Genomic DNA, 20476 nt, shown 5'->3' with positions numbered 1-20476 from the left:
ATGAAAACGATGGTCGAATTACTGCGATGGGGGCGGGATCAGGCCCATACAAGGCCGGATCCGCCACCTGCGGCAATCAGTTGCGGCCCTTGACCAGCGGCAGCTCGGCCTGCTGCCAGGCGGGAATGCCGCCGTCGAGCACGTAGACCTTTTCGAAGCCGGCCTTCTTCAGCGCCTTGGCGGCGGTTTCCGAGGCGTTGCCGCTGCGGCACACCAGCACCACCGGCGACTGCTTGGCGTTGGCCACCAGCTTGTGGTCCGGGCCGAAGGCACTGGCCTGGGCGTTGCGGCTGCCGGCAATGTGGCCCTTCTCGAAGTCACCGCTGGCCGACAGGTCGACCACCACCGTGCCGCCCGCGTTGATCAGCTGGGTCAGTTCGGCGGGCTTGATGCCCTTGAAGCCCCGGAACAGGCGGCGGATCTCGGTGACGATGATGGCCACGGTCAGGCCGACCAGGGCCGCGGACAGCATCGGGTTTCGGCCTGCAAAGGCCAGCAACTCTTCGTAATTCACTCAGGTCACGGGTCGATTAAGCGGGCGCCGATTGTCGCACAAGCCGGACGCGGCCCGTCACTGCCCCTTCCACAGGTCCGGCAGGCCGGCGGTCTGCCACCAGCGCTTGGCTTCCGGGTCCCAGCGCCAGCGCTCGACCACGACCACCGTGCGCTCGGCCTGGGTGTTCTGGTTGATCACCCCGATTTCGACCCGCCGCTCGACCAGTCCCCCGTCCAGTGAGGCACTGCTGCGTTCGCGGTAGGACGACACGCGCAGCTGCGCGTAACGGTTGAGCTCGAACTCGGTGGGCGGCTTTTCCTTGCGCAGCTTGGGGTCGAGGTAGCCGATGGCATCGTCCATGCTGCCCCAGCGGATGGTCGCCCCGTAGGCGATCTGGGTCTCTTCCAGCAGCTTGCGCTGCTTGCGGCTGAGGTCGTCGGCCGAGGCCACGGCACTGGCCAGCAGCAGGGAACAGATCAGGAACTGGATCAGGCGGCGCATCAGTGGTTTCCCCAGAACGTCAGCCTGCCATCCTACCCTTTGGCGAAGGCAACGAAGCGACCGCTGAATTCGGCGGCGGGCTTGCCATCGGCGCCGGGCTGGGTGGCGATGATGCTGATGCGGGCCTTGCGGCGCTGCCGGAAGGTGTTCAGGAAGGCATCCCAGCCGGTGGCCTCGGCCGCTTCGGCGTGGGCGTGCAGGTCTTCGTAGACCGGGGCCAGGTAGCGCAGGTTGCTGTCGGCCACGTAGACCTCGGCATCGTGGCCGGCCAGGCGCAGGCGCAGGCTGACCAGCGCCCAGCCGGACAGGGTCAGCACCGAGGCCAGGCTGCCGCCGAAGGCGTTGCCCTTGTCGTTGACGTTGGCGGCCAGCGGCGCGGTGATGCGCAGCACGCCATCGGCATAGCCGTCGAGCTGGATCTGCATGGCGCGCACCGCCGGCATGCAGTCCAGCACGTCCTGCAGGGCGGCCAACGAGGAAGTCAGGGCATCAACGGACATCGGAGCAGCGACCACGACAACGAAGGGCCCGCATAATGCAGGCAATGGCCGACCATACGATACCCACTGGCGCCACCCGTTCCGGCGCGCGCTGGACCCTGATCTCGCTGCGCCCGCGGGGCCAGAATGTGGCGCTGCGCCGCGCCGTTGCTGGGCTGGGCGGGGATGTCCTGGCCCTGGCGCCCTGGCGCCTGCAGCGCCTGCATGGCACGCCTGTGGTGCGTCAGCTGCAACGCGCGCTGAACTGCGATCGGGTGGTGTTCACCAGCCCGGCCGCCGTGACCGCGGCCGCCACCCTGCTGCCGCTGGCCGAGGCCCAGCGCAGCCCGTGGCTGACCGTCGGCGAAGGCACCGCGCGCGCATTGCGGGCACACGGCATCACCGAGGTGCACGCGCCGCAGCGGATGGACAGTGAAGGCCTGCTGGCGCTGCCGGTGCTGGCTGACGTACAGGGCCTGCGCATCGGCCTGGTGACCGCGCCCGGCGGGCGTGGCCTGATTGCCGCGCAGCTCCAGGCGGCCGGCGCCACAATCGAACGTGCCGACATCTACCAGCGTCGCCTTCTGCACCTGCCGCCCCGTGCGCTGGCCCGATTGGCGCATTCAGCGCAGCCGTGGATGCTGGCGGTGAGCAGTGGCGAAGCGCTGCAGCATTTCTGGCAGCAGCTTCCGCCGCCCTTGCAGCAGCGTCTGCAGGCGCACGCGACTGCCGTGGTGGCCAGTGATCGCCTCGGCGAACAGGCCCGGGCACTGGGCCTGCAGCATGTCGTGCGCGCGGCAGGCCCCACCAGCGCGCAGCTGGTGGCGGCCGCACACGCCACGCTCACCGTCCCGGCAGCGACCTGAACAGGGACGTGGGTCACGCTTGCCGCTGTCGTCGGCAACAGTGATGCTGTGCACAACGCGGCCTGCCGGCCCCCGACCGGCGACGTTGCCGACAAGGAAGCCCGATGAACGACACTCCGCCCGTTTCCCCGCCCCGTCGACCCGTGCGCTGGCTGCTGCCGCTGGCCGGTGTGGTCGTGCTCGGCGTGGGCGGCTATGCCGGCTGGTATGTCTGGCAACAGCAACAGAACGAACAGGCAGCGCAGGCACAGACCACGGCTGTCCAGCTGAAGGGCCTGGAGGCCACGCTGGATGCGCTGCGTCGTGACCAGCGCGCGACCAGCCAGCGCCTGCAGGACGCGGCCGCCACCAACCGCGTGCTGCGCGACGAGATGCTGGGCCTTTCCCAGCGCAGCGCATTGCTGGAAGAGAACCTGGCCAAGCTGGCCGACAGCGCCAACCAGGGCCGCCAGGCGGTACAGCGCGATGAGGCCGAACTGCTGCTGACCCAGGCCGCGCAGCGCCTGAACTACGCCGACGATGTGGAAGGCGCACGCCGGTTGTACGCCCAGGCCGCGACGGCACTGGCCGAACTGCCCGACAGTGATGGCCTGAACCTGCGCCAGGCGCTGGTGCAGGAGCGCGAGGCACTGGATGCGCTCGGCAGCGGCCCACGCGTGCAGTCGCTGCAGCGTCTGGATGCTGTGGGCAGGGCACTGCAGGGCCTGCCTTCGCAGATCACCGGCACGACCGGCAGCAGCACCGCCAAACCCTGGTGGCAGGCAGCTCTGGCGCCGTTCGTGGACATCACCCCGAGCCGCCAGAACGGCCCGCTGACCGCCGCCGAACAGCGCAATGCCGACGACGCGCTGCAGCTGGAACTGACATTGGCACGTGCGGCAATCGAGCGCGGCGACCGCGCGGGGCGCAATACCGCATTGGACCGCGTGGAGCACTGGGCACAGCGGCGCTGGCCGGATTCACCAGCCCTGCGCGCGCAACGTGCTGAACTGAAGGCCTTGCGCGAACTGCCGCTGCAGGCCAACGACGCTGTCCTTGGCAGCACCCTGCAACAACTGCGCACCCAGACCGACCGGAGGTAAGCCCGCATGAAACCCCTGCAATCCCTGGTCGTGCTGTTGCTGGCCGTGGCCATCGGCGTGGTCGCTGCGCAATGGCTCGGCGCCGATGACCTGAACCGCTTCGGCGAAGTGACCCTGCGCTACGGCGGCTACGACTACCACAGCAACCTGCCGAAGGTGGCGCTGCTGGCAGTGATCGCGGTGCTGGTGCTATGGCTGCTGTGGAGCCTGATCGCCGCACCGTTCCGCGCCTGGGGCCGCTACCGCCGCAAACAGGGCCGGGTGCGCCTGATCGACGGCCTGCAGGCCTATGAGCACGGCCAGTGGCAGCGTGCCGAGAAACTGCTGGACGGTGCCGCCAAGGATCCGGAAGTGAGCGCGGTGGCGCTGGCCAACGCCGTGCGCAGCGCGCAGGCACGTGCCGACGGCCCGGCTGGCGAGGCGCTGCTGCAGCGCCTGGGCGAAAGTGATGCCACCCTGCAGGCGCTGCTGCGCGCCGAACAGCTGCTGGCGCGCGATCTGCCGGTGGATGCGATCAACGCATTGGACGTAGCGGCGATCCAGCCGCTGCCGCCACGCGGCCTGTGGCTGCGCACCGAGGCACTGGCACAGGCCGGCCGCGCCCACGAGGCGTATGGCCAGCTGGGTGCACTGCGCCAGAGCAAGGTGCTGCCGGCCGAGGCCAATAGTGAACTGGAAGCACGCCTGGCTGCACAGGCGCTGCTGGAAGCGGCCGACGTCAACGCGCTGGCCGCGCAGTGGGAAGCCACGCCGAAGGCACTGCGACCGACTCCGGACGTGGTTGGCGCCTATGCCAGCCGCGCGGTGGCGCTGGACTGGGACGAGCCGGCGCTGCTGGCGCTGGAACAGGCGCTGGACCAGCGCTGGGATGACGAACTGGTGGCGCTGTATGGCCGTCTGCCGGCCGAGCGCCTGGCTACCCGCCAGGCCAACCTCGCACGTTGGCGCAACGTGCATGACGGCTCGGCCGCGTTGCGTCTGGCGCAGGGCCGCGTGGCCCTGGCCCAGCAGCAGTGGGAGGCCGCCGATGCGTTCCTGCACGAGGCCATCGCCGCGGGCGCCGGTGCACCGGCGTGGGAAGCGCTGGGTGAACTGTTCGCCCAGCGTGGCGAACACGCGCTGGCCGCGCAGTGCCTGGCCAATGCGCTGCGCCTGCAGCGCGGCGAGGACAGCGTGGCGCTGGTGCGCGGCGGCGAGACGCCACTGCGTGCCACGGTGGAAGAACAGCCGCTCGCGGTGCAGCCGCCGGTGTATGACGCCAACGAAGAGCGCGACGAATTCGGTAATCCGCGGTTGCCGTGACCGCTGCTGAAGTGGGCCGACCAACGGTCGGCACCCACAGGAGCAAAAAACGCCGCCCAATGGGCGGCGTTTTCATCTGCGGGACCTGGTAGTCGCCAACCCTGGTTGGCGCGTGGCCTCTTCCGAGCGATGCCGTTTCACGGCCGACCAAGGTCGGCATCTACCACAGCAGATCCAGCACGCATTTCTGGTAGTCGCCAACCTTGGTTGGCGCGCGGTCGCAGCGATCAGCGTTCGACGATCGCCACCACGCCCATGCCGCCGGCGGTGCAGATCGACACCAGCGCGCGACCACCGCCGCGTTCGGCCAGCTGCTTGGCGGCGGTGGCGATGACGCGGGCGCCGGTGGCGGCGAACGGATGACCGGTGGCCAGCGACGAACCCAGCAGGTTGATCTTGTCCGGGTCGATGCGGCCCAGCGGTGCGTCCAGCCCCAGGCGGTTGCGGCAGTAATCCTCGCTCTCCCACGCACGCAGGGTGCACAGCACCTGCGCGGCGAAGGCTTCGTGGATCTCGTAGATGTCGAAGTCCTGCAGGGTCAGGCCATTACGCTTGAGCATCTCCGGCACCGCGATGGTCGGCGCCATAAGCAGGCCTTCGCCATGCACGAAGTCCACCGCAGAGACATGCGCGTCGCGCAGGTAGGCCTGCGGCTCATGGCCGTGCGCGCGCGCCCACTCTTCGCTGGCCAGCAGTACCGCAGCGGCACCGTCGGTCAGCGGGGTGGAATTGGCAGCGGTCAGCGTGCCACGGCCGGAAACCTTGTCGAACGCCGGCTTCAGCGTGGCCAGCTTTTCCAGCGAGGTATCCGGGCGCAGGATGTTGTCACGCTCGACGCCACGGAACGGTGCGATCAGGTCGTTGAAGAAGCCACGCTCATAGGCGGCGGCCAGCTTCTTGTGCGAGGACACCGCCCACTCATCCTGCGAGTCGCGCGAGATGTTCCATTCCTTGGCCATGTCCTCGCAGTGGTCGCCCATGCTCTTGCCGGTGCGCGGCTCGGCCACGCCCGGGAACTCGGGCTTGAGCTCGGAGAACTTGAAGCCGGCGGTGAGCGCGCGGATCTTGTCGCCGGTGCTCTTGGCGCGGTTGGCGGCCAGCAGGCGTGCACGCAGCTTCTTGCCGTAGACGATCGGCACGTCGGACGTGGTGTCAGAACCGCCACCGATGCCCGATTCGATCTGGCCCAGCGCGATCTTGTTGGCCACGGTGATGATGCTGTCCAGCGAAGTGCCGCAGGCGCGCTGCAGGGTGATGCCCGGGGTCAGCGGCGACAGGCCGGAGGACAGCGTGGCCTCACGGCCCAGGTTCCAGTCGCTGGAGTGCTTGATCACCGCACCCATCGCCACTTCGCCCAGCTGCTGGCCGTGCAGGCCGAAACGTTCGACCAGCGCGCCCAGCGTACGGACCGACATGCCGAGGTTGCCGACATCCGAATACGCGGTGTTCTGGCGGCAGAACGGAATGCGGACGCCACCGAGGATGGCGACGGGACGAGCGTTGGGCATGGAGATACCTGGCATGGATGAGGGTGTCTGCAACATGGCCTGCACGGCGGAGCAGGCATAATGGAGCCAAGTGTAGCTGCCGCCCTGTGATGGGCCAACCGTGGAACCATGAGCAAACCCGACCCCGCGATGAATGCCCTTGGCGTGCTGGCCCTGGAACTGGCCGGCGGCGAAATCCCCCGCCAGGCGGTGCTCAGCGCTGAACAGGCCGGTGAACTGGCCGAACGCGTCGGCCGTGACCTTTCCAAGCTGGTGCCGCAGGTGGCCGAGCTGGACCTGGTGTTCGCGGCCGCCCATTTCGACCCGGCCGAAGTACTGCGCCCGGGCTGGCCGATCCATCGCCGCCTGGAAGAACTGCAGATGCGTGCCCCGGGCCGCAACCAGGGCCCGCGCCTGCTGGCCTTCGGCACCGATGCCGCAGGCGATGTGCCGCTGCCGTTCCAGGCCGACGCGACCCTGGTGGGGGGCGGCCTGCGCGTGGTGCCGTTCCTGCTGACCGGCAGCGACGTGGCCACCACCAACGCGGTGGCCAATGCGCTGGAAGAATCACTGCTGGCCAACGGCATGGCGCATGCCGACACCGCGTTGATGGCACAGAACAGCTTCGGTGCCCGCATCGAACACGCGCGCTATTTCACCGTGAACGACCTGGCCGCGATGATGTCGATGCAGTACGACAACCAGGGCTTGGCGGCGCTGTGGCCGCTGATCGAGACCGCGATCATGGCGCCGGGCGAAGACGAGTGGCTCAATGCCGCGCCCGAGCCGCTGCTGCGCTATACCCATGGCGAGGCACGCATGGCGCTGTTCGATCCGGCGGGTTGGTGCGCGTACTACAACCACAGCAAGAACGACTGCGACCGCCTGCAGGGCATCTACGAGCAGTTCCTGATGCGCCAGCGGCAGATGGCCGCGGTGCTGGAAGCGCACGGCGTGCCGGTGCTGTTCGTGCACTGCGAGGCCGGGCAGGACGCGCGCGAACTGCTGGCGCGCTGAAGACGGGTAGTGCCGGCCGCTGGCCGGCAACGTCCGGATCTGCGATTGCCGGCCAGCGGCCGGCACTACCGATAGTGAAAAACGCCGGCTTGCGCCGGTGTTTCCCGTTTCCAGCAGAAGTGGCGCAGTGCTGTTCGTGCACTGCGAGGCCGGGCAGGACGCGCGCGAGCTGCTGGCGCGCTGAAGACGGGTAGTGCCGGCCGCTGGCCGGCAACGTCCGGATCTGCGATTGCCGGCTAGCGGCCGGCACTACCGAGAATGAAGAACGCCGGCTTGCGCCGGCGTTTTCCGTCTCCAGCAGAAATGGCCGCAGTGCTGTTCGTGCACTGCGAGGCCGGGCAGGACGCGCGCGAGCTGCTGGCGCGCTGAAGACGGGTAGTGCCGGCCGCTGGCCGGCAACGTCCGGATCTGCGATTGCCGGCCAGCGGCCGGCACTACCGATAATGAAAAACGCCGGCTGGCGCCGGCGTTTTCCGTTTCCAGCAGAAAGGGCCGCGGTGCTGTTCGTGCACTGCGAGGCCGGGCAGGACGCGCGCGAGCTGCTGGCGCGCTGAAGACGGGTAGTGCCGGCCGCTGGCCGGCAACGTCCGGATCTGCGATTGCCGGCCAGCGGCCGGCACTACTGATAAAGAAGAACGCCGGCTTGCGCCGGCGTTCCTTGATTCTTACGGGGCCTTCTGGATCACCGCACACGCCAGGCGTGCGCCGGCGTTGCCGGTCGGCTGGGTCTTGTAGTCGTCCGCATCGGCGTGGACGATCAGGCCGCGGCCGATGATGTCGAAGTCATCACCCTTGCCGATGTTGACATTGCTCGACACCGGGCCGTCGATGGTGGCCACGCCCTTGTCGTCGGCCTTGATGTTGGGCATGTCGCCGCCGTGGTGCGGATCGGTGGCGATGTTGCCGTGATCCTGCTTGCCCGGGTTGAAGTGGCCGCCGGCGCTCATGCCGTCCGGGGCGCTGCAGTCGCCCTTCTCGTGGATGTGGAAGCCGTGCTCGCTGCCCGGCTTCAGGCCGGTGATCTGGCCGGTCACGTGGACCTTGCCATCAACCACCTTGAAGGTGACGCTGCCCTTGGTTTCGTTGCCCTGGGTCGGTGCCAGTTCGGCGGTGGCCGAGGCATCGGCAGCCGGTGCAGCCGCCGGGGCTGGCGTTGCGGCCGGTTCGGTGGTGGCGCCCTCGGCCGGGGCGGCCGGCGGGGTTTCCGTCTGCGGAGCGGCCGGCTGCTGGCCGCAGGCCGCCAGGCCCAGCGCGGCGATGGCCGCAAACAGCGAAGTGTGGATCAGACGCATTGGAATCTCTCCCTGGATGTTGCCTGCAGTGATCAGCGGACGACCCGGATCACGCCACAGGCGATGCGGACGCCGGCATTGCCGGCGGGCTGGCTGCGATAGTCGTCGGCGTTGGCATGCACGACCAGTGCACGTCCGGCGATATCGGTGGCGGCGCCTCCGCCAAGGGTAACGCCCTTGAGGTGGATATCGACGTTGGCGCGGCCCTGGGCATCGGCACGCAGGTTGTCCATGTCGCCCAGGTGGTGCTTGCCGGTGCCGGCGCGGCCATGCGCGGCGCCACCGGGGTTGAAGTGGTTGCCGGCGCTGCTGGCATCCACCGCGCTGCAGTCGCCGCGCTCGTGGATGTGGAAGCCGGCCTGCTGCATCGGCTGCAGGCCACCGATCAGGCCGGTGATGTGGATACCGCCGGGCTCCACCATCAGTGCGATGCGGCCACTGACGATGCTGGCCGAGGCCGGAGACAGATTGGCCTCACCCTGCTTCGCTGCGCTGACCACGGTGGGCGGCGGCGGGGTGGGCTCGGCCTTCTTGGGTGCGCTGCCACAGGCAGACAGCAGCACGGCGGCGGACAACGGCAGGATGGCAAAGGACAGACGCATCGAAGACTCCTTGCAGGTGACACTAAGCATTGCATCGTCCATGAACGATCAACGGTTCGGCAAGCGGGCGCGAGGATCGCGTGCAGGGACCGTTCAATGGCCCCCGCGGCGGCGCCCGGCGCCCAGCTTGCGGGTAAGGGTATTGCGGCCGAGGCCGAGGCGGGCAGCGGCTTCGGCGCGGCGACCGTGGGTGATCTGCAGCGCTGCCTCCAGCAGGGCATGGTCGACCCGCTCGCGCACCTGCGCGTGCAGCCCTTCCACGCCTTCGGCCAGCTGACGGCGCGCCCATTCGGCCAGCAGCGCTTCCCATTGGCCCGGATCGGCTGCGCTGGCGCTGTTGCGGCGGCCGCGCGCGCGGTTCAGCGCGGTATCGACATCGGCCACGCCGATGGTGTCGGCGGCGGCCAGCGCGGCCATCCGCCAGCACACGTTCTCCAGTTCGCGCACGTTGCCCGGCCAGTCGTGTTCGCGCAGCGCCTGCAGAGCCGCGGCGGTGAGGCGCTTAGGCGGCGTATCCAGCCTGCGTGCGGCGGCGGCCAGGAACGTGCTGGCCAGTTGCGCGATGTCCTCGCGGCGCTCACGCAGCGGCGGCAACTGCAGGCGCACCACGTCCAGGCGATGCAGCAGATCGGCGCGGAACTTGCCCTGCCCGACCAGGCCTTCCAGATCCTGGTGGGTGGCGGCCACCACGCGCACATCGACGCGGATCAGCTCGCGGCCACCGACGCGGAAGAACTCACCCTGCGCCAGCACACGCAGCAGGCGGGTCTGCAGCGGCAACGGCATGTCGCCGATCTCATCCAGGAACAGCGTGCCGCCGTTGGCCTGCTCGAAGCGGCCGACATGGCGGCGTTGCGCACCGGTGAAGGCGCCAGCTTCGTGGCCGAACAGCTCGCTCTCCAGCAGTTCGGCCGGGATCGCGGCGGTATTGAGCGCTACGAACGGACCCTGCGCACGCGGCGATTCGCGGTGCAGCGCATTGGCCACCAGCTCCTTGCCGGTGCCGGTCTCGCCGGTGATCAGCACCGCCAGCGGTGCCTGCGCCAGGCGACCGATGGCGCGGAACAGCGCACGCATCGGCGGGGTATCGCCCACCAGTTGCGGCGGCTGGTCGCCGGGCGTTTCGGCGGCGGGGCTGGGGGCGGCCAGCGCGGGCGCCACGGCCGGCAGCACACGCTGCGCCAGCGCCACGGCATCGTCCAGGTCGAACGGCTTGGACAGGAATTCATGCGCGCCCCCGCGGAACGCACCGGCGGTGCTGGCGACATCGGTATAGGCCGACATCACCACCACCGGCAGCTGCGGCAACGCGGCCTTGAGCTTGTCCAGCAGTACCAGGCCATCGTCGCCGGGCATGCGCACATCGGTGAACAGCAGCGCCGGTGGCGGGCCCGCGCTCAACGCCTGCAGGGCGGGAGCGGCACTGTCGAAATCGACGACCTGGTACCCCGCCTCGCGCAGCGCGGTGCACAGTACGAAGCGCACCGCACGATCATCGTCGACCACCCAGATGCGCTGTGCGGTGGTGGGGGACTCAGACATCGCGCGGGGCCTCCTCGGCAGGAGCGGCGCCGTTGCCGATCGGCAACAGCAGGGTGAACACGGTATGGCCCGGACGCGAGCGGTAGGTGAGCGTGCCGCGATGCTCGCGCGCGACCTGCTGGGCCAGTGCCAGGCCCAGCCCGGTGCCTTCGGCACGGCCACTGACCAGCGGCAGGAACAGGTGTTCGGCCAGCTCCTCGGGCACGCCACGGCCGTCGTCGGCGATTTCCAGGCGCAAGGCCAACGTGTGCAACTGCTCGGCGATGCGCACCCCATGCTCCACGCGGGTGCGCAGGGTGATGCTGCCGGCACCGGCCTGGATCGCGTTGCGCACCAGGTTCCACACCGCCTGGGTGAGGCGGTCGGCGTCGCCGTGGAATTCGGGAATGCTGGGGTCGTAGTCGCGCTGCAGGCGTACCGCCCAGCCGGCCTCGTTCTCGGCCAGGCGCAGCACACGTTCCAGCGCGGCATGGATGTTCAGTTCCGCATGCGGCGCGGCCGGGGCCGGCGACAGCAGCTGGTCGAGAAGGCCGTTGAGGCGCTCGATCTCCGAGCCGATCAGTTCGATCAGCTCACGTTCGCTGGCGTCGCGCTGCGCCGCGCGGCGGGCCAGCAGCTGGGCCGCGCCCTTCAGCCCGGCCAGCGGGTTGCGCAGCTCGTGGGCCAGGCCCTTCAGCGCCGCGCTGAGCGCACTGGGCAGCGCCTGGGTTGGGTCCAGCCCGGGGAATTCATCGACCGGATGCGCCTCCAGCAGCCAGCCACCATCGTCGCGGCGGCTCATCCAGCCCTCGGCGAAGCGCGGCGCCTCGCCGGGCACCGCCAGCGCCAGCCGGTTCAGGCGCAGGCTGTCGCGCTCATCGCGGGCCAGGAAATGGGCAAGTGCCTCGCCCTGCACTTCCAGTGCGGCCAATGGCCGACCCAGCAGGCGCCGGACGCTGACGCCCAGCCAGCGGGCGAAGGCCGGATTGCAGCCGGCAATGCAGCCATCGGCCCCGGCCCAGGCCAGCGGCGTGCCCAGGGCATCAAGGGGCGGCGGGGGTGCGGGGTCGGACATTGCACCAATGTAGTGCAAAACGCGGGGTTCGGGGTCAGAGCCCTTTCCTGGCGGAAAGGGCTCTGACCCCTGCTGCAGGTCGAGCAAGCTCGACCATTGCCAGATGCGTGGCCGGCTACAGCTTCATGTTGAGGCCGACGAATACGCTGCGGCCCGGCGCCGGCGAGAACATCGGGCGGGCGCTGTCCCAGAAGAAGCTGTCGTACCAGGCGTAGGCGTACTGGCGGCCGGTGACGTTCTTCAGTTGCAGGTCCACGCTGAAACGCGGGGTGAGCTGATAGGCAGCACTGAGGTCGAGCACGGCGAAGCCACCGAACTTGCCGGCCACGTTGCGCTCCTCAAGGTAGTAGTCGCCCTGCGCGCGTGCCTGCAGGCCGAGGCGTAGCGCGTCGCTGGCGCGGTAGTCCACACCCAGATTGCTGATGTGGCGCGGGGTGGCGGCCACTTCGCGGCCGTGCAGGGAAATGCCGGCATCGCGGTCGTCGCGGGTGATCTTCGCTTCCTGGTAGGCGTGCGACGCCCATACCGTCCAGTCATCGCCCAGTTGCAGGCTCAACTGCGCATCCACGCCGCGCCGGCGGGTCTTGCCCAGGGTGACCGTGGTGCCGGTGGCAGGCATGTTGGATACCTCGTTTTCCGCGTCCTGCTGCCACACCGCCAGGCGCGCCTGGGCGCCCTGGAACGGCTGGAACTTCAGGCCCAGCTCCATGCCCGTATTGGTGGACGGCTGCATCGGCGCCTGCCCCGGGGTGAGGTAGGCCGGTGCGGTGGACCCGGTCAGCACCTGGAAGGTGCGGCCCCAGTTGGCGTAGACGTGGGTGGTCTGGCCCAGGCTGTGGATGATGCTCAGCTTGGGCTGGCCGATGCTGCCGTAATCCTGCAGCCGGGCGGTGATGCCGTTCATCAGGTGCGTGCTGCCACTGAAGCGATCGATACGATAGGCCGGCACGATCTTCCACGCCTCGGCGGGCTGGTAGATCGCCTGCACGTAGGCGCCCCAGTTGTCGAAGCTGTGGCGGTCGTCGTTCTGCACGCGCGCCGGCGGCTGGCTGTAATCGGTCGGTTCGGCGTAGGCATAGCGCTCGCGGATATAGCCGTTGTCCTGCTGCTCGCAGTTCAGGCCGCCTTCGACGGTAAGCGTGGAGCTGGCCTGCCACGTCAGCGTGCTGAGCAGGCCAGTCTGGCGTTCATCCCACACGCGGCGCTGGCGCGGCAGGTTGCCGGTGGGCAGGTCGCTGAAGGTCACGCGGCGGTCGTCTTCATAGCGGTTGTAGTAGAGCCGCGTGCCGAAGGTGAGTGCGTCGGACAGCTTCAGGTCGACGTGCGCGGCGATCTGGCGCATGTCGCGGTCATCGCCGTCGTTGCCGTTGCGCAGCTCGCTGCCACGGCGGTGCGTGCGCAGTTCCTCGGCGGTCATGAAGCCCGGTTCGTCGGCCTCATGGTGGTAGGCGCGCGCGGTCAGGCCCACGCGCAGCCCTTCGTCCAGCGTGCCGAAGAACCACTTGCCGCCCAGCGAGTACTTCCTGGAGGTGTCGTGGTCGCGATAACCATCGCTGGCCTGGGTGCCGACAAAGTAGTTCTGCGCGAAGCCATTGGCTTCGCGGCCAATCGCCAGCTGCGCATCACGGGTGTTGTAGCTGCCGTAGGCCAGGCGCGCATCGGTGTAGCTGCCGCCCTGGCGCGTACCGAAGTTCACGTTGCCGCCGATGTTGTGCAGGCCATAGCGCGGATCGTTGGTACCACGCACTACTTCGATGTAGCTGATGTCCAGCGGGAACAGCATGTCGATGAAGCGCTGGTTGCCGCTGTTGACGTTGCTGGGGATGCCGTCGATGAGGGTCTTGATGGCATTGAGGTAGCCCTCGCCGTTGAAGGCGCGGAAGCTGACCTTGCCCGATTCGGCACCCTGCCGGGTTTCGGTGAGCTGGATGCCGGGCATCTGCCCGAGCAGTTCCCAGCTGTGCGAGACGTTGCGGTTTTCGATCTGGTCCGCGCCGAGCACGTCCACCGAGGTCAGCACCTGGTGCGCACTGAGCTGGCCTTCGCCGTGCTGGTGCACCTGCACCTTGCCGAGGGTGAGCGCGGCATCGGCGGACTGTGCGAGAGCTTCAGGGGCGAACGGTGCGGCCGCCAGGGCGGCCACAAGGGTGGAGGTCTTCATGGGAAGGAGGCAGTTGCGGTGAAATGTAATCATATAACATTTCACATGCCCGCTTTTGCAGCGTCGAGCAAGGCTCGGCGCTACAAGGGCGGGAGCCGGGGGGATTACACCGGGTAGCCGGTGGCTTCCCGTGCCTTCTTCCAGGCGGCTTCGAATTCACGCGCGGAGATTTCGTCGTCCTCGTCGAAATCCAGGAACGACACCGGCTGGTCGGCCAGCAGGAAACGGTCATCGCTGTGGGCGTGCTCGTCGGCCCAGACCATCTTGGTGCCGTAGATTTCCACCTGCCGCACGATCTTGTCGCCGCGCGCTTCCATCAGCACGTTGCCCTTGCCCAGGCCCGATTCGGCCCAGTGCTTGTAGTACTTCTTTGCGGCGGATTTCGCGCCGGGTTTTGCGTTGTGCTTTGCGTAGGTCATTGCAGGGGTCCTGGCCGCAGGCGCGGCCGGAAAGTTCGGAATGGCGCCATTATCAGGCATCCGGGGCCAGAGCCCTTTCCTTTGGAAAGGGATCCGCCCCCTGCTGGTTCAGTTCGGCAGGGGCACGCCCTTCGGCCACAGCATCCAGATGTTGCCCTTCTGCTTCATGTCGCCGGCCAGCTTGCCGGCGGCATCGCCACTGCCCCAGTACAAGTCGGCGCGCACCTCGCCGGCGATGGCGCCGCCGGTGTCCTGCGCAGCCACCGGGCGTACCACGGGCGTGCCATCGGGGCGCGTGGTCGACAGCCACAGCAGGCTGCCCAGCGGCACCACGGTACGGTCTACCGCCACGCTGTAGCCCGCGGTGAGCGGCACGTTCAGTGAACCACGCGGGCCTTCCGGGCTGTCCGGATTGCGCACGAAGAACACATAGCTGGGGTTGCTGCGCAGCAGTTCCGGCACGCGCGCGGGATTGGCCCGGGCCCAGGCGCGGATCGCATCCATGGTGACGTCTTCCTTCTTCAGCTGGCCCTGGTCCACCAGCCAGCGACCGATCGCGCGGTAGGGGTGGCCGTTCTGTTCCGCATAGGCCAGCCGTACCTGCTTGCCATCGGCCAGGCGCACGCGGCCGGACCCCTGGATCTGCAGCAACTGCAGGTCCATCGGATCGGTCAGCCAGGCCAGCACCGGCGCCTTGGCGCCCTTGGCCGCGATGGTGCCGGCGTCGTCATAGGGCTTGAGCACCTTGCCTTCGACGCGCCCGCGCAGGCGCTTGCCCTTCAGTTCCGGGTAGAGGCTGTCCAGCTGCACCACCACCAGATCATCCGGCGTGCCGTACACCGGCACCGTCGCCTTGTCGGTGCGGGTAAGGCTGCCGGGGTAGATCGGCTCGTAGTAGCCGGTGATCAATCCGTCGGCCTGATGGCCACCGGCACGCAGCGCATAGGCATCGAGGTCGCGCTGCAGGAACTGGCGGATCGCGGCCGGGTTCTTGTCTGACACCGCTGCGGCGGTGGCGCAGGGCTTGGCCCAGACAGCGTCGTTTTTCAGGCGGGCGCAGCTGCTGCGCCAAGCCACGAAGCCGGCCTGCAGATCGCTGTCCGAGACCGCTGGCAGGGCTTTCCAGCCGACCTTGGCGTAGGTGGCCGCCGGCGGCGAGGTCGGCGTGGGCGCTTCGGAGCCCGTGCGGGGAGCGGTGGTGGCGCAACCGGCGAGCACGGCCGCTGCCAGCAGGGTCCAGTGCTTGCGCTTGAAGAAGGTGGCGGAATCGATCATGCCGCCATGGTGGCGGGCCGGCCGCTGGGCGGCAACCCAGCGCGGGGCCAAGCGTTCATGCGCGGAGTCACGGCGTCTGCAGCAGCAGCGAGTGCAGGATGCGGGCGTCCTCGGCATCCAGCGTCTTCGGCAGGTCGTCGCGGCCACGGAAGCGGCGGTGGAACGCAGCGACGGTGGCGTCGCGGTTGTCGAGCGGATAGCCGAAGCGGGCCAGCGCATTCCACGCGTCGAAACCTTCCGGTGCCGCGCCGTCGGCCGCGCGCGGCCACACGCCGAAACCGACCTCAGCCAGCTGTTGCCACGGGAAGAAGCGGCTCGGATCCTGCTTGCGCGTCGGCGCCAGGTCGGCATGGCCGATCACCTGGCGCGGCGGGATGTTCAGGCGCGTGGTGAGATCGCGCAGCAGCACGATCAGAGATTCGATCTGTGCCGCACTGAACGGGCTGCGGCCATCGTTGTCGAGCTCGATACCGATCGAAGCCGAATTGAGATCGGTGATGGTGCCCCAGCGCCCGGCGCCGGCGTGCCAGGCACGGCGCTCATCAGCGACCAGCTGGTAACGATGGCCATCGGCGCCGATCAGGTAGTGCGCACTGACCGGCCCACCGCTGTTGGCCGTGCGCAACGTATGCAGGCTCTGCTGCACCGACTTCTGCTCGGTGTGGTGGATGACGATGATGACCGGGGTGCGCGCGTTCTGGTTGGGTGATGGGACCCAGGTGGCGAGCGGGTTGTGCTGCACAGGCGCGGTGGCGGTGCAGGCCGAAAGGGCCAGGGCCAGCAGTGTGGAAGCCAGAAGGCGGGGGCTGATCATGGACGAATTGTAACCATGACTGCAGCCGTGGTTCTTCGCTTCGTCCGGATCGCTGGAGAACTGGGGAGCTGTCATGCAAAAAACTCAATAACGCCCCCACCTCATGCCCAAATCTCAAACTCCAATTCGAATAGCCAAGCGCCCAAGTTCCTCATCACCTACCTTCAATCCTCGAAACGGACCCAGCCATGCCGCCGAATCGATTCCAACACCGTGGACACGTGAACCCAGGGAACAACCGTCATAACAACTTGAACAAAATGATTCATCAACGGCCCTTCAGATCCCGCCAGTGGCCGATCTGGTTAATCCCTCCGCGCCCGCATTGCGGAGAAATCTACCTTAGCGCGTCACCACTGCTTCGACCGGTGACATACAGACTGGCAACACCGTCAAGCCGAGCAACTTCATCGAGGCGGCCGTTTAACCCCAACTTCCATTGAACAAGCAACCGCCCAGAACCCTATGCCCTCACCTTCCTAACCGACTCCACCCACTCAGCCCAGACAGAGGAATCATCAAGACAACCGGAATCACCTAGAGGCGACATAAGGCGAACAACAACTTCGAACAGCGGAAGATCCTCACCAGATCGATCAAAAATCGACTCAAGGAATACCATCATTACCGAGAACGCATCCAGCAACGCCAAGTACTCGCCCGACGAATTAATTTGTGCGCTACAAAATTCAGAATTAAGAGCACTCCCCACGATGACAACCTCTGCAAATGCATCACACCAGTCATCCCACATTGCCGGATCGTTGGGCAAGCCATTCGCCCATAGAAATGACCCTCCCGAAGATAACAGATCAACAAGAGTGTCCTGCCCCTCCCCCCTCTCCATATACTTCTGAAGGAACACGCACATCAATACATATGCAGCCTGAACGGAAATTCTTCCAGCATCTTTCACATCACTAGCACTCATTTCGTGACCTTCTTTTGCTCCGACAGCCCGCCCGCCAGTGCGCCAACTGCCTGCGACAACGCCAGCACCATCTCTTTCTGCTCCGGGCTCAGCTTGGAGGGGTCTCCGCCGGTCAATGTATTAGTCAGTACCTTCGCGGCCAACTCGCCGCCGGCCGCGGACACGGCTCCGGTTCCCGCACTGCCACCATCGGCTTCCGCCAGCAGCGCACCCAACACCGCATGCGACAGCAGTTGCAGAGTCGCATTGGGGTCGCTGCCGTGGTTCGGGTCAAGCGTGCTGCCGATGAAGTGAGCGGCATAGGGCGCCAGTGCATTGGACGCGGCCTGGCCAGCGCCCTGTCCCGCCACACCGCCCACCAGCGCCGTCGTCACTGCGTTCAGTGCACGGTTGTACTCATCGATGCCCCCTACTTCCCCGCGCCGCTGTATGCCTGGCTATTTGCCGCCGCCACCTTGCTGCGCACAGACACCCGATTCCATCGCCCTCAGTCACAAGGCCGTGTTGACCTTCATCATTCGTCCAATCCGCGGCCAGATCAACATGTAGAAGGCACCCACGGCCAACCCGATGAAAAGCATGATGCCAGCGCGCCTGGGAGCCCACCCAAACCAAAAGGAAGGACTGGTCCAGACCTTTATCCAAGCGCCAGGAGAGAAGGCACCCTCGAACGCGAGCCACGCCAACAAGGCACAGATTGGTGCAGCTACAACATAACGAGCTTTGAACCGCGGAAGAAACTTGTCCACAAGCATAACCCCGGGCACACCGAAGATGAGGCCCGACACAGCGGCTATGGCGCAAACCAGCGATGTGAAAATTGCAGCCTGCGAAAAGCTGCCTATCCGAGAACTCAGCGGAATGCCTATGAATAGAGCCGCTCCAAGCACGGAGCTGGCAATCACAGACACAATCTTTGCCCCCAACTCACGCTCACTCACTGGCAGATCTCCACCATCTTTCCATCAGAGCCCCGGTAGCTCATGCATTTCTGCCTTGAGGGAAAAGTACTCCAAGGCCACCGCAACTTGCCAACTTCGCCACCAGTATCGCGCGTATTGGAACTCCACACTTGGCCCACCAATTCGAGTTGAACATTGGACGCGAACCCGTACCCCAGCCTCTGGTTGAGACTGAGAATCCACCGAATCCATCCGGAAGCACCTGTCGGATCACAAAGCCCGGATCCAATGCATGTGCTCCAGGCACCATGATGTTGATCAGACTGCTGGTGCTCGGATCGACGATCGATGCTGGAAAGCCCCAGCTCCGGAGGCAGGCCGTAGGAGAGTCGCCACAGACCGGAGGAAAGGCAGCGATAGGTGAGCTCCACAGCGAAGCTCCAGTGTTCTCGATCTCCTGCGCCGGCCACACTACGCACCAGCGCATGCGGACTGTAGTCGTCCAGGGTCAGCAGGTAGACATACCATTCGATGTCTTCCATCACTGCTGCGGAAGTCGCCTGAATCACGCCTACTCCGTTCTGTAGTCCATCGAGGTCGTTGGAGGCGTGTACACGCCCACCTGCAGACAGCCATTGGAGCAGGAACGGTAGAGCCACGCCATGCGTGGATGGGCTACCCGCTGTGCCGACCAACGGTCGGCACCCACCAGAGCAGACCCAGACCCCGTGCCAAGCAAGCTTGGCACCTACCAGAACAAGGACAGTGGAAGTGCCGACCAACGGTCGGCACCCACCACGTCAGTGCGCCGCCACGTCAGGCCTCGTAGGCGGACTCGCCGTGCGAAGTCACATCCAGGCCGGTGCGTTCGGCCTCTTCGGTCACCCGCAGGCCGACCACGACCTTGACCACCAGCAGGATGACCGCGGTCATCACCGCCGACCACACCACGGTCAGGCCGACGCTGACCACCTGCACCCAGACCTGATGGGCGATATCCAGATCGGCCTTTGTGCCGCCCAGCGACTGCGCACTGAACACGCCGGTGAGGATCGCGCCGACGATGCCGCCGACACCATGCACACCGAACACGTCGGCGGTGTCGTCCACCTTCAGCAGGCGCTTCAGGCCGGTCACGCCCCACACGCAGACCACGCCGGCGACAAAACCGATCACGATCGCGCCAAGCGGCCCGACGGTGCCACAGGCCGGGGTGATGCCGACCAGACCGGCCACCGCACCCGACGCAGCGCCCAGCGCCGAAGGCTTGCCCTTGCCGATCGCCTCCACCAGGGTCCAGCCAAGCACGGCAGCGGCGGTGGCCAGCACGGTGTTGAGGAAGGCCAGCGAGGCCACGGTGTCGGCCGCTGCTGCCGAGCCGGCGTTGAAGCCGAACCAGCCCACCCACAGCAGCATCGCGCCGATGTAGGTAAACGGCACATTGTGCGGCTTCAGCGCGGTCTGGCCATAGCCCAGGCGCTTACCGACGAACCACGCGCCGACCAGGCCGGCGACGCCCGCGTTGATGTGGACCACGGTACCGCCGGCGAAGTCGATGGCACCCAGCTCACCCAGGTAGCCGCCACCCCAGACGATATGTGCCATCGGGATGTAGCTGAGGGTGAACCACAGCGCCGAGAACAGCAGCACCGCGCGGAACTTGATGCGCTCGGCGAAGGCACCGACGATCAGCGCGGTGGTGATGCCGGCAAAGGTCGACTGGAACGCGACGAACAGATAGTCCGGCAGGCCCTTGATCGGCGTGTTGCCCACCGACTCCGGGGTGAAGCCCTTGAGGAAGGCGAATTCGGTGAACGAGCCGAAGAACGGATTGCCGGCGCTGAACACCGCGCTGTAGCCATAGGCCACCCACAGCAGCAGCACCAGCGAGAACACCACCAGGATCTGGCTGAGCACCGACAGCACATTCTTCGAACGCACCAGGCCGCCGTAGAACAGGGCCAGGCCCGGTACCACCATCAACAGCACCAGCAGGGTCGAGGTGAGCATCCAGGCGACGTCGCCACGATCATAGGCGGCGGCCGCTTCGGCCACGGCCGGCGCCGCGGCGGTGGCGGCCGCATCGTGCAGCGGCTCGACCGCCACGCTTTCGCTCGGCAACGGCGATACCTGGGCCTGGGCATGGGCGCTGCCCGGCCAGGCACCGGCGGCCAGTGCGCTGAGCAGCGTCAACAGGCACACCAGGTGGAACCGGGCTTGCCACCCGGTGAGAAGGCGCATCTTCATGGGGGGA

Annotated in this window: 20 protein-coding genes; 4 read left to right on the top strand and 16 right to left on the bottom strand. The window is 67.2% G+C overall.

Going from position 1 to position 20476, the window contains the following annotated elements:
• Positions 1 to 76: 76 nt before the first annotated feature.
• The 3 genes from AC5P7F_RS12450 to AC5P7F_RS12440 are packed head-to-tail and all read right to left on the bottom strand — an operon-like array spanning position 77 to position 1497.
• A complete protein-coding gene (locus tag AC5P7F_RS12450; RefSeq protein ID WP_014645505.1) occupies positions 77 to 514 on the bottom strand; it encodes a rhodanese-like domain-containing protein in 438 nt (145 codons plus the stop codon).
• Between the two features lie 57 nt (positions 515 to 571).
• Positions 572 to 997, bottom strand: a complete 426-nt coding sequence (locus tag AC5P7F_RS12445; protein WP_014035526.1) for a hypothetical protein — start codon at positions 995 to 997, stop codon at positions 572 to 574.
• A 32-nt stretch (positions 998 to 1029) separates the two neighbouring features.
• Entirely contained in the window at positions 1030 to 1497 is a 468-nt protein-coding gene (locus AC5P7F_RS12440; protein ID WP_005407593.1) for a YiiD C-terminal domain-containing protein, read from the bottom strand.
• 35 nt (positions 1498 to 1532) lie between these two features.
• On the opposite strand from AC5P7F_RS12440, the gene AC5P7F_RS12435 reads away from it, so the two are divergent.
• The 3 genes from AC5P7F_RS12435 (at position 1533) to AC5P7F_RS12425 (ending at position 4726) form a co-directional block, all read left to right on the top strand.
• Complete coding sequence (locus tag AC5P7F_RS12435; RefSeq protein WP_014645504.1) at positions 1533 to 2342, top strand: uroporphyrinogen-III synthase; 810 nt, start codon at positions 1533 to 1535, stop codon at positions 2340 to 2342.
• Between the two features lie 104 nt (positions 2343 to 2446).
• Positions 2447 to 3424 (top strand): uroporphyrinogen-III C-methyltransferase, encoded by a 978-nt coding sequence (locus tag AC5P7F_RS12430; RefSeq protein ID WP_032959352.1) that lies wholly within the window; start codon positions 2447 to 2449, stop codon positions 3422 to 3424.
• A 6-nt stretch (positions 3425 to 3430) separates the two neighbouring features.
• Positions 3431 to 4726, top strand: a complete 1296-nt coding sequence (locus AC5P7F_RS12425) for a heme biosynthesis HemY N-terminal domain-containing protein (RefSeq protein ID WP_046427835.1) — start codon at positions 3431 to 3433, stop codon at positions 4724 to 4726.
• A gap of 227 nt (positions 4727 to 4953) precedes the next feature.
• Here the strand turns inward: AC5P7F_RS12425 and AC5P7F_RS12420 are convergent, their stop codons facing one another.
• Positions 4954 to 6249 (bottom strand): acetyl-CoA C-acetyltransferase, encoded by a 1296-nt coding sequence (locus AC5P7F_RS12420; RefSeq protein WP_087786464.1) that lies wholly within the window; start codon positions 6247 to 6249, stop codon positions 4954 to 4956.
• Between the two features lie 93 nt (positions 6250 to 6342).
• On the opposite strand from AC5P7F_RS12420, the gene AC5P7F_RS12415 reads away from it, so the two are divergent.
• Complete coding sequence (locus tag AC5P7F_RS12415) at positions 6343 to 7230, top strand: hypothetical protein (RefSeq protein WP_481462440.1); 888 nt, start codon at positions 6343 to 6345, stop codon at positions 7228 to 7230.
• Between the two features lie 665 nt (positions 7231 to 7895).
• Here the strand turns inward: AC5P7F_RS12415 and AC5P7F_RS12410 are convergent.
• The 12 genes from AC5P7F_RS12410 to amt form a co-directional block, all read right to left on the bottom strand.
• On the bottom strand, positions 7896 to 8522 hold the full coding sequence (locus AC5P7F_RS12410) for a superoxide dismutase family protein (protein WP_164077208.1): 627 nt from the start codon (positions 8520 to 8522) through the stop codon (positions 7896 to 7898).
• Positions 8523 to 8554: 32 nt separating this feature from the next.
• Positions 8555 to 9124, bottom strand: coding sequence for a superoxide dismutase family protein (locus tag AC5P7F_RS12405; protein ID WP_014645498.1), 570 nt, complete (start codon positions 9122 to 9124; stop codon positions 8555 to 8557).
• 93 nt (positions 9125 to 9217) lie between these two features.
• Positions 9218 to 10666, bottom strand: a complete 1449-nt coding sequence (gene ntrC, locus AC5P7F_RS12400; protein WP_164077207.1) for a nitrogen regulation protein NR(I) — start codon at positions 10664 to 10666, stop codon at positions 9218 to 9220.
• The gene (locus AC5P7F_RS12395; RefSeq protein WP_164077206.1) at positions 10659 to 11720 is read right to left on the bottom strand and encodes an ATP-binding protein; all 1062 of its coding nucleotides are present in this window, start codon (positions 11718 to 11720) and stop codon (positions 10659 to 10661) included. The genes ntrC and AC5P7F_RS12395 overlap by 8 nt, the downstream gene beginning before the upstream one ends.
• Before the next feature lie 115 nt (positions 11721 to 11835).
• The gene (locus AC5P7F_RS12390; RefSeq protein ID WP_164077205.1) at positions 11836 to 13881 is read right to left on the bottom strand and encodes a TonB-dependent receptor domain-containing protein; all 2046 of its coding nucleotides are present in this window, start codon (positions 13879 to 13881) and stop codon (positions 11836 to 11838) included.
• 104 nt (positions 13882 to 13985) lie between these two features.
• Positions 13986 to 14300 (bottom strand): hypothetical protein, encoded by a 315-nt coding sequence (locus AC5P7F_RS12385; protein ID WP_005411860.1) that lies wholly within the window; start codon positions 14298 to 14300, stop codon positions 13986 to 13988.
• Between the two features lie 108 nt (positions 14301 to 14408).
• Positions 14409 to 15575 (bottom strand): murein transglycosylase A, encoded by a 1167-nt coding sequence (gene mltA / locus AC5P7F_RS12380; RefSeq protein WP_032959393.1) that lies wholly within the window; start codon positions 15573 to 15575, stop codon positions 14409 to 14411.
• 67 nt (positions 15576 to 15642) lie between these two features.
• Positions 15643 to 16389: an N-acetylmuramoyl-L-alanine amidase gene (locus tag AC5P7F_RS12375; protein WP_164077204.1), complete on the bottom strand. Its 747-nt coding sequence runs from the start codon at positions 16387 to 16389 to the stop codon at positions 15643 to 15645.
• Between the two features lie 463 nt (positions 16390 to 16852).
• Positions 16853 to 17320: a hypothetical protein gene (locus tag AC5P7F_RS12370; protein WP_136191730.1), complete on the bottom strand. Its 468-nt coding sequence runs from the start codon at positions 17318 to 17320 to the stop codon at positions 16853 to 16855.
• On the bottom strand, positions 17317 to 17694 hold the full coding sequence (locus AC5P7F_RS12365; protein WP_032959340.1) for a VENN motif pre-toxin domain-containing protein: 378 nt from the start codon (positions 17692 to 17694) through the stop codon (positions 17317 to 17319). The genes AC5P7F_RS12370 and AC5P7F_RS12365 overlap by 4 nt, the downstream gene beginning before the upstream one ends.
• Before the next feature lie 563 nt (positions 17695 to 18257).
• Positions 18258 to 18764 carry a hypothetical protein gene (locus tag AC5P7F_RS12360; protein ID WP_152906982.1) on the bottom strand — a complete coding sequence of 169 codons (507 nt, stop codon included), beginning with the start codon at positions 18762 to 18764 and terminating at the stop codon, positions 18258 to 18260.
• Positions 18765 to 19038: 274 nt separating this feature from the next.
• Positions 19039 to 20469, bottom strand: a complete 1431-nt coding sequence (gene amt, locus AC5P7F_RS12355; RefSeq protein ID WP_495204183.1) for an ammonium transporter — start codon at positions 20467 to 20469, stop codon at positions 19039 to 19041.
• Positions 20470 to 20476 lie beyond the last annotated feature (7 nt).

The sequence above is a fragment of the Stenotrophomonas sp. YJH_SMC_105-26 genome, from assembly GCF_059368915.1.
This window is presented reverse-complemented; position numbering and strand designations above follow the sequence as displayed.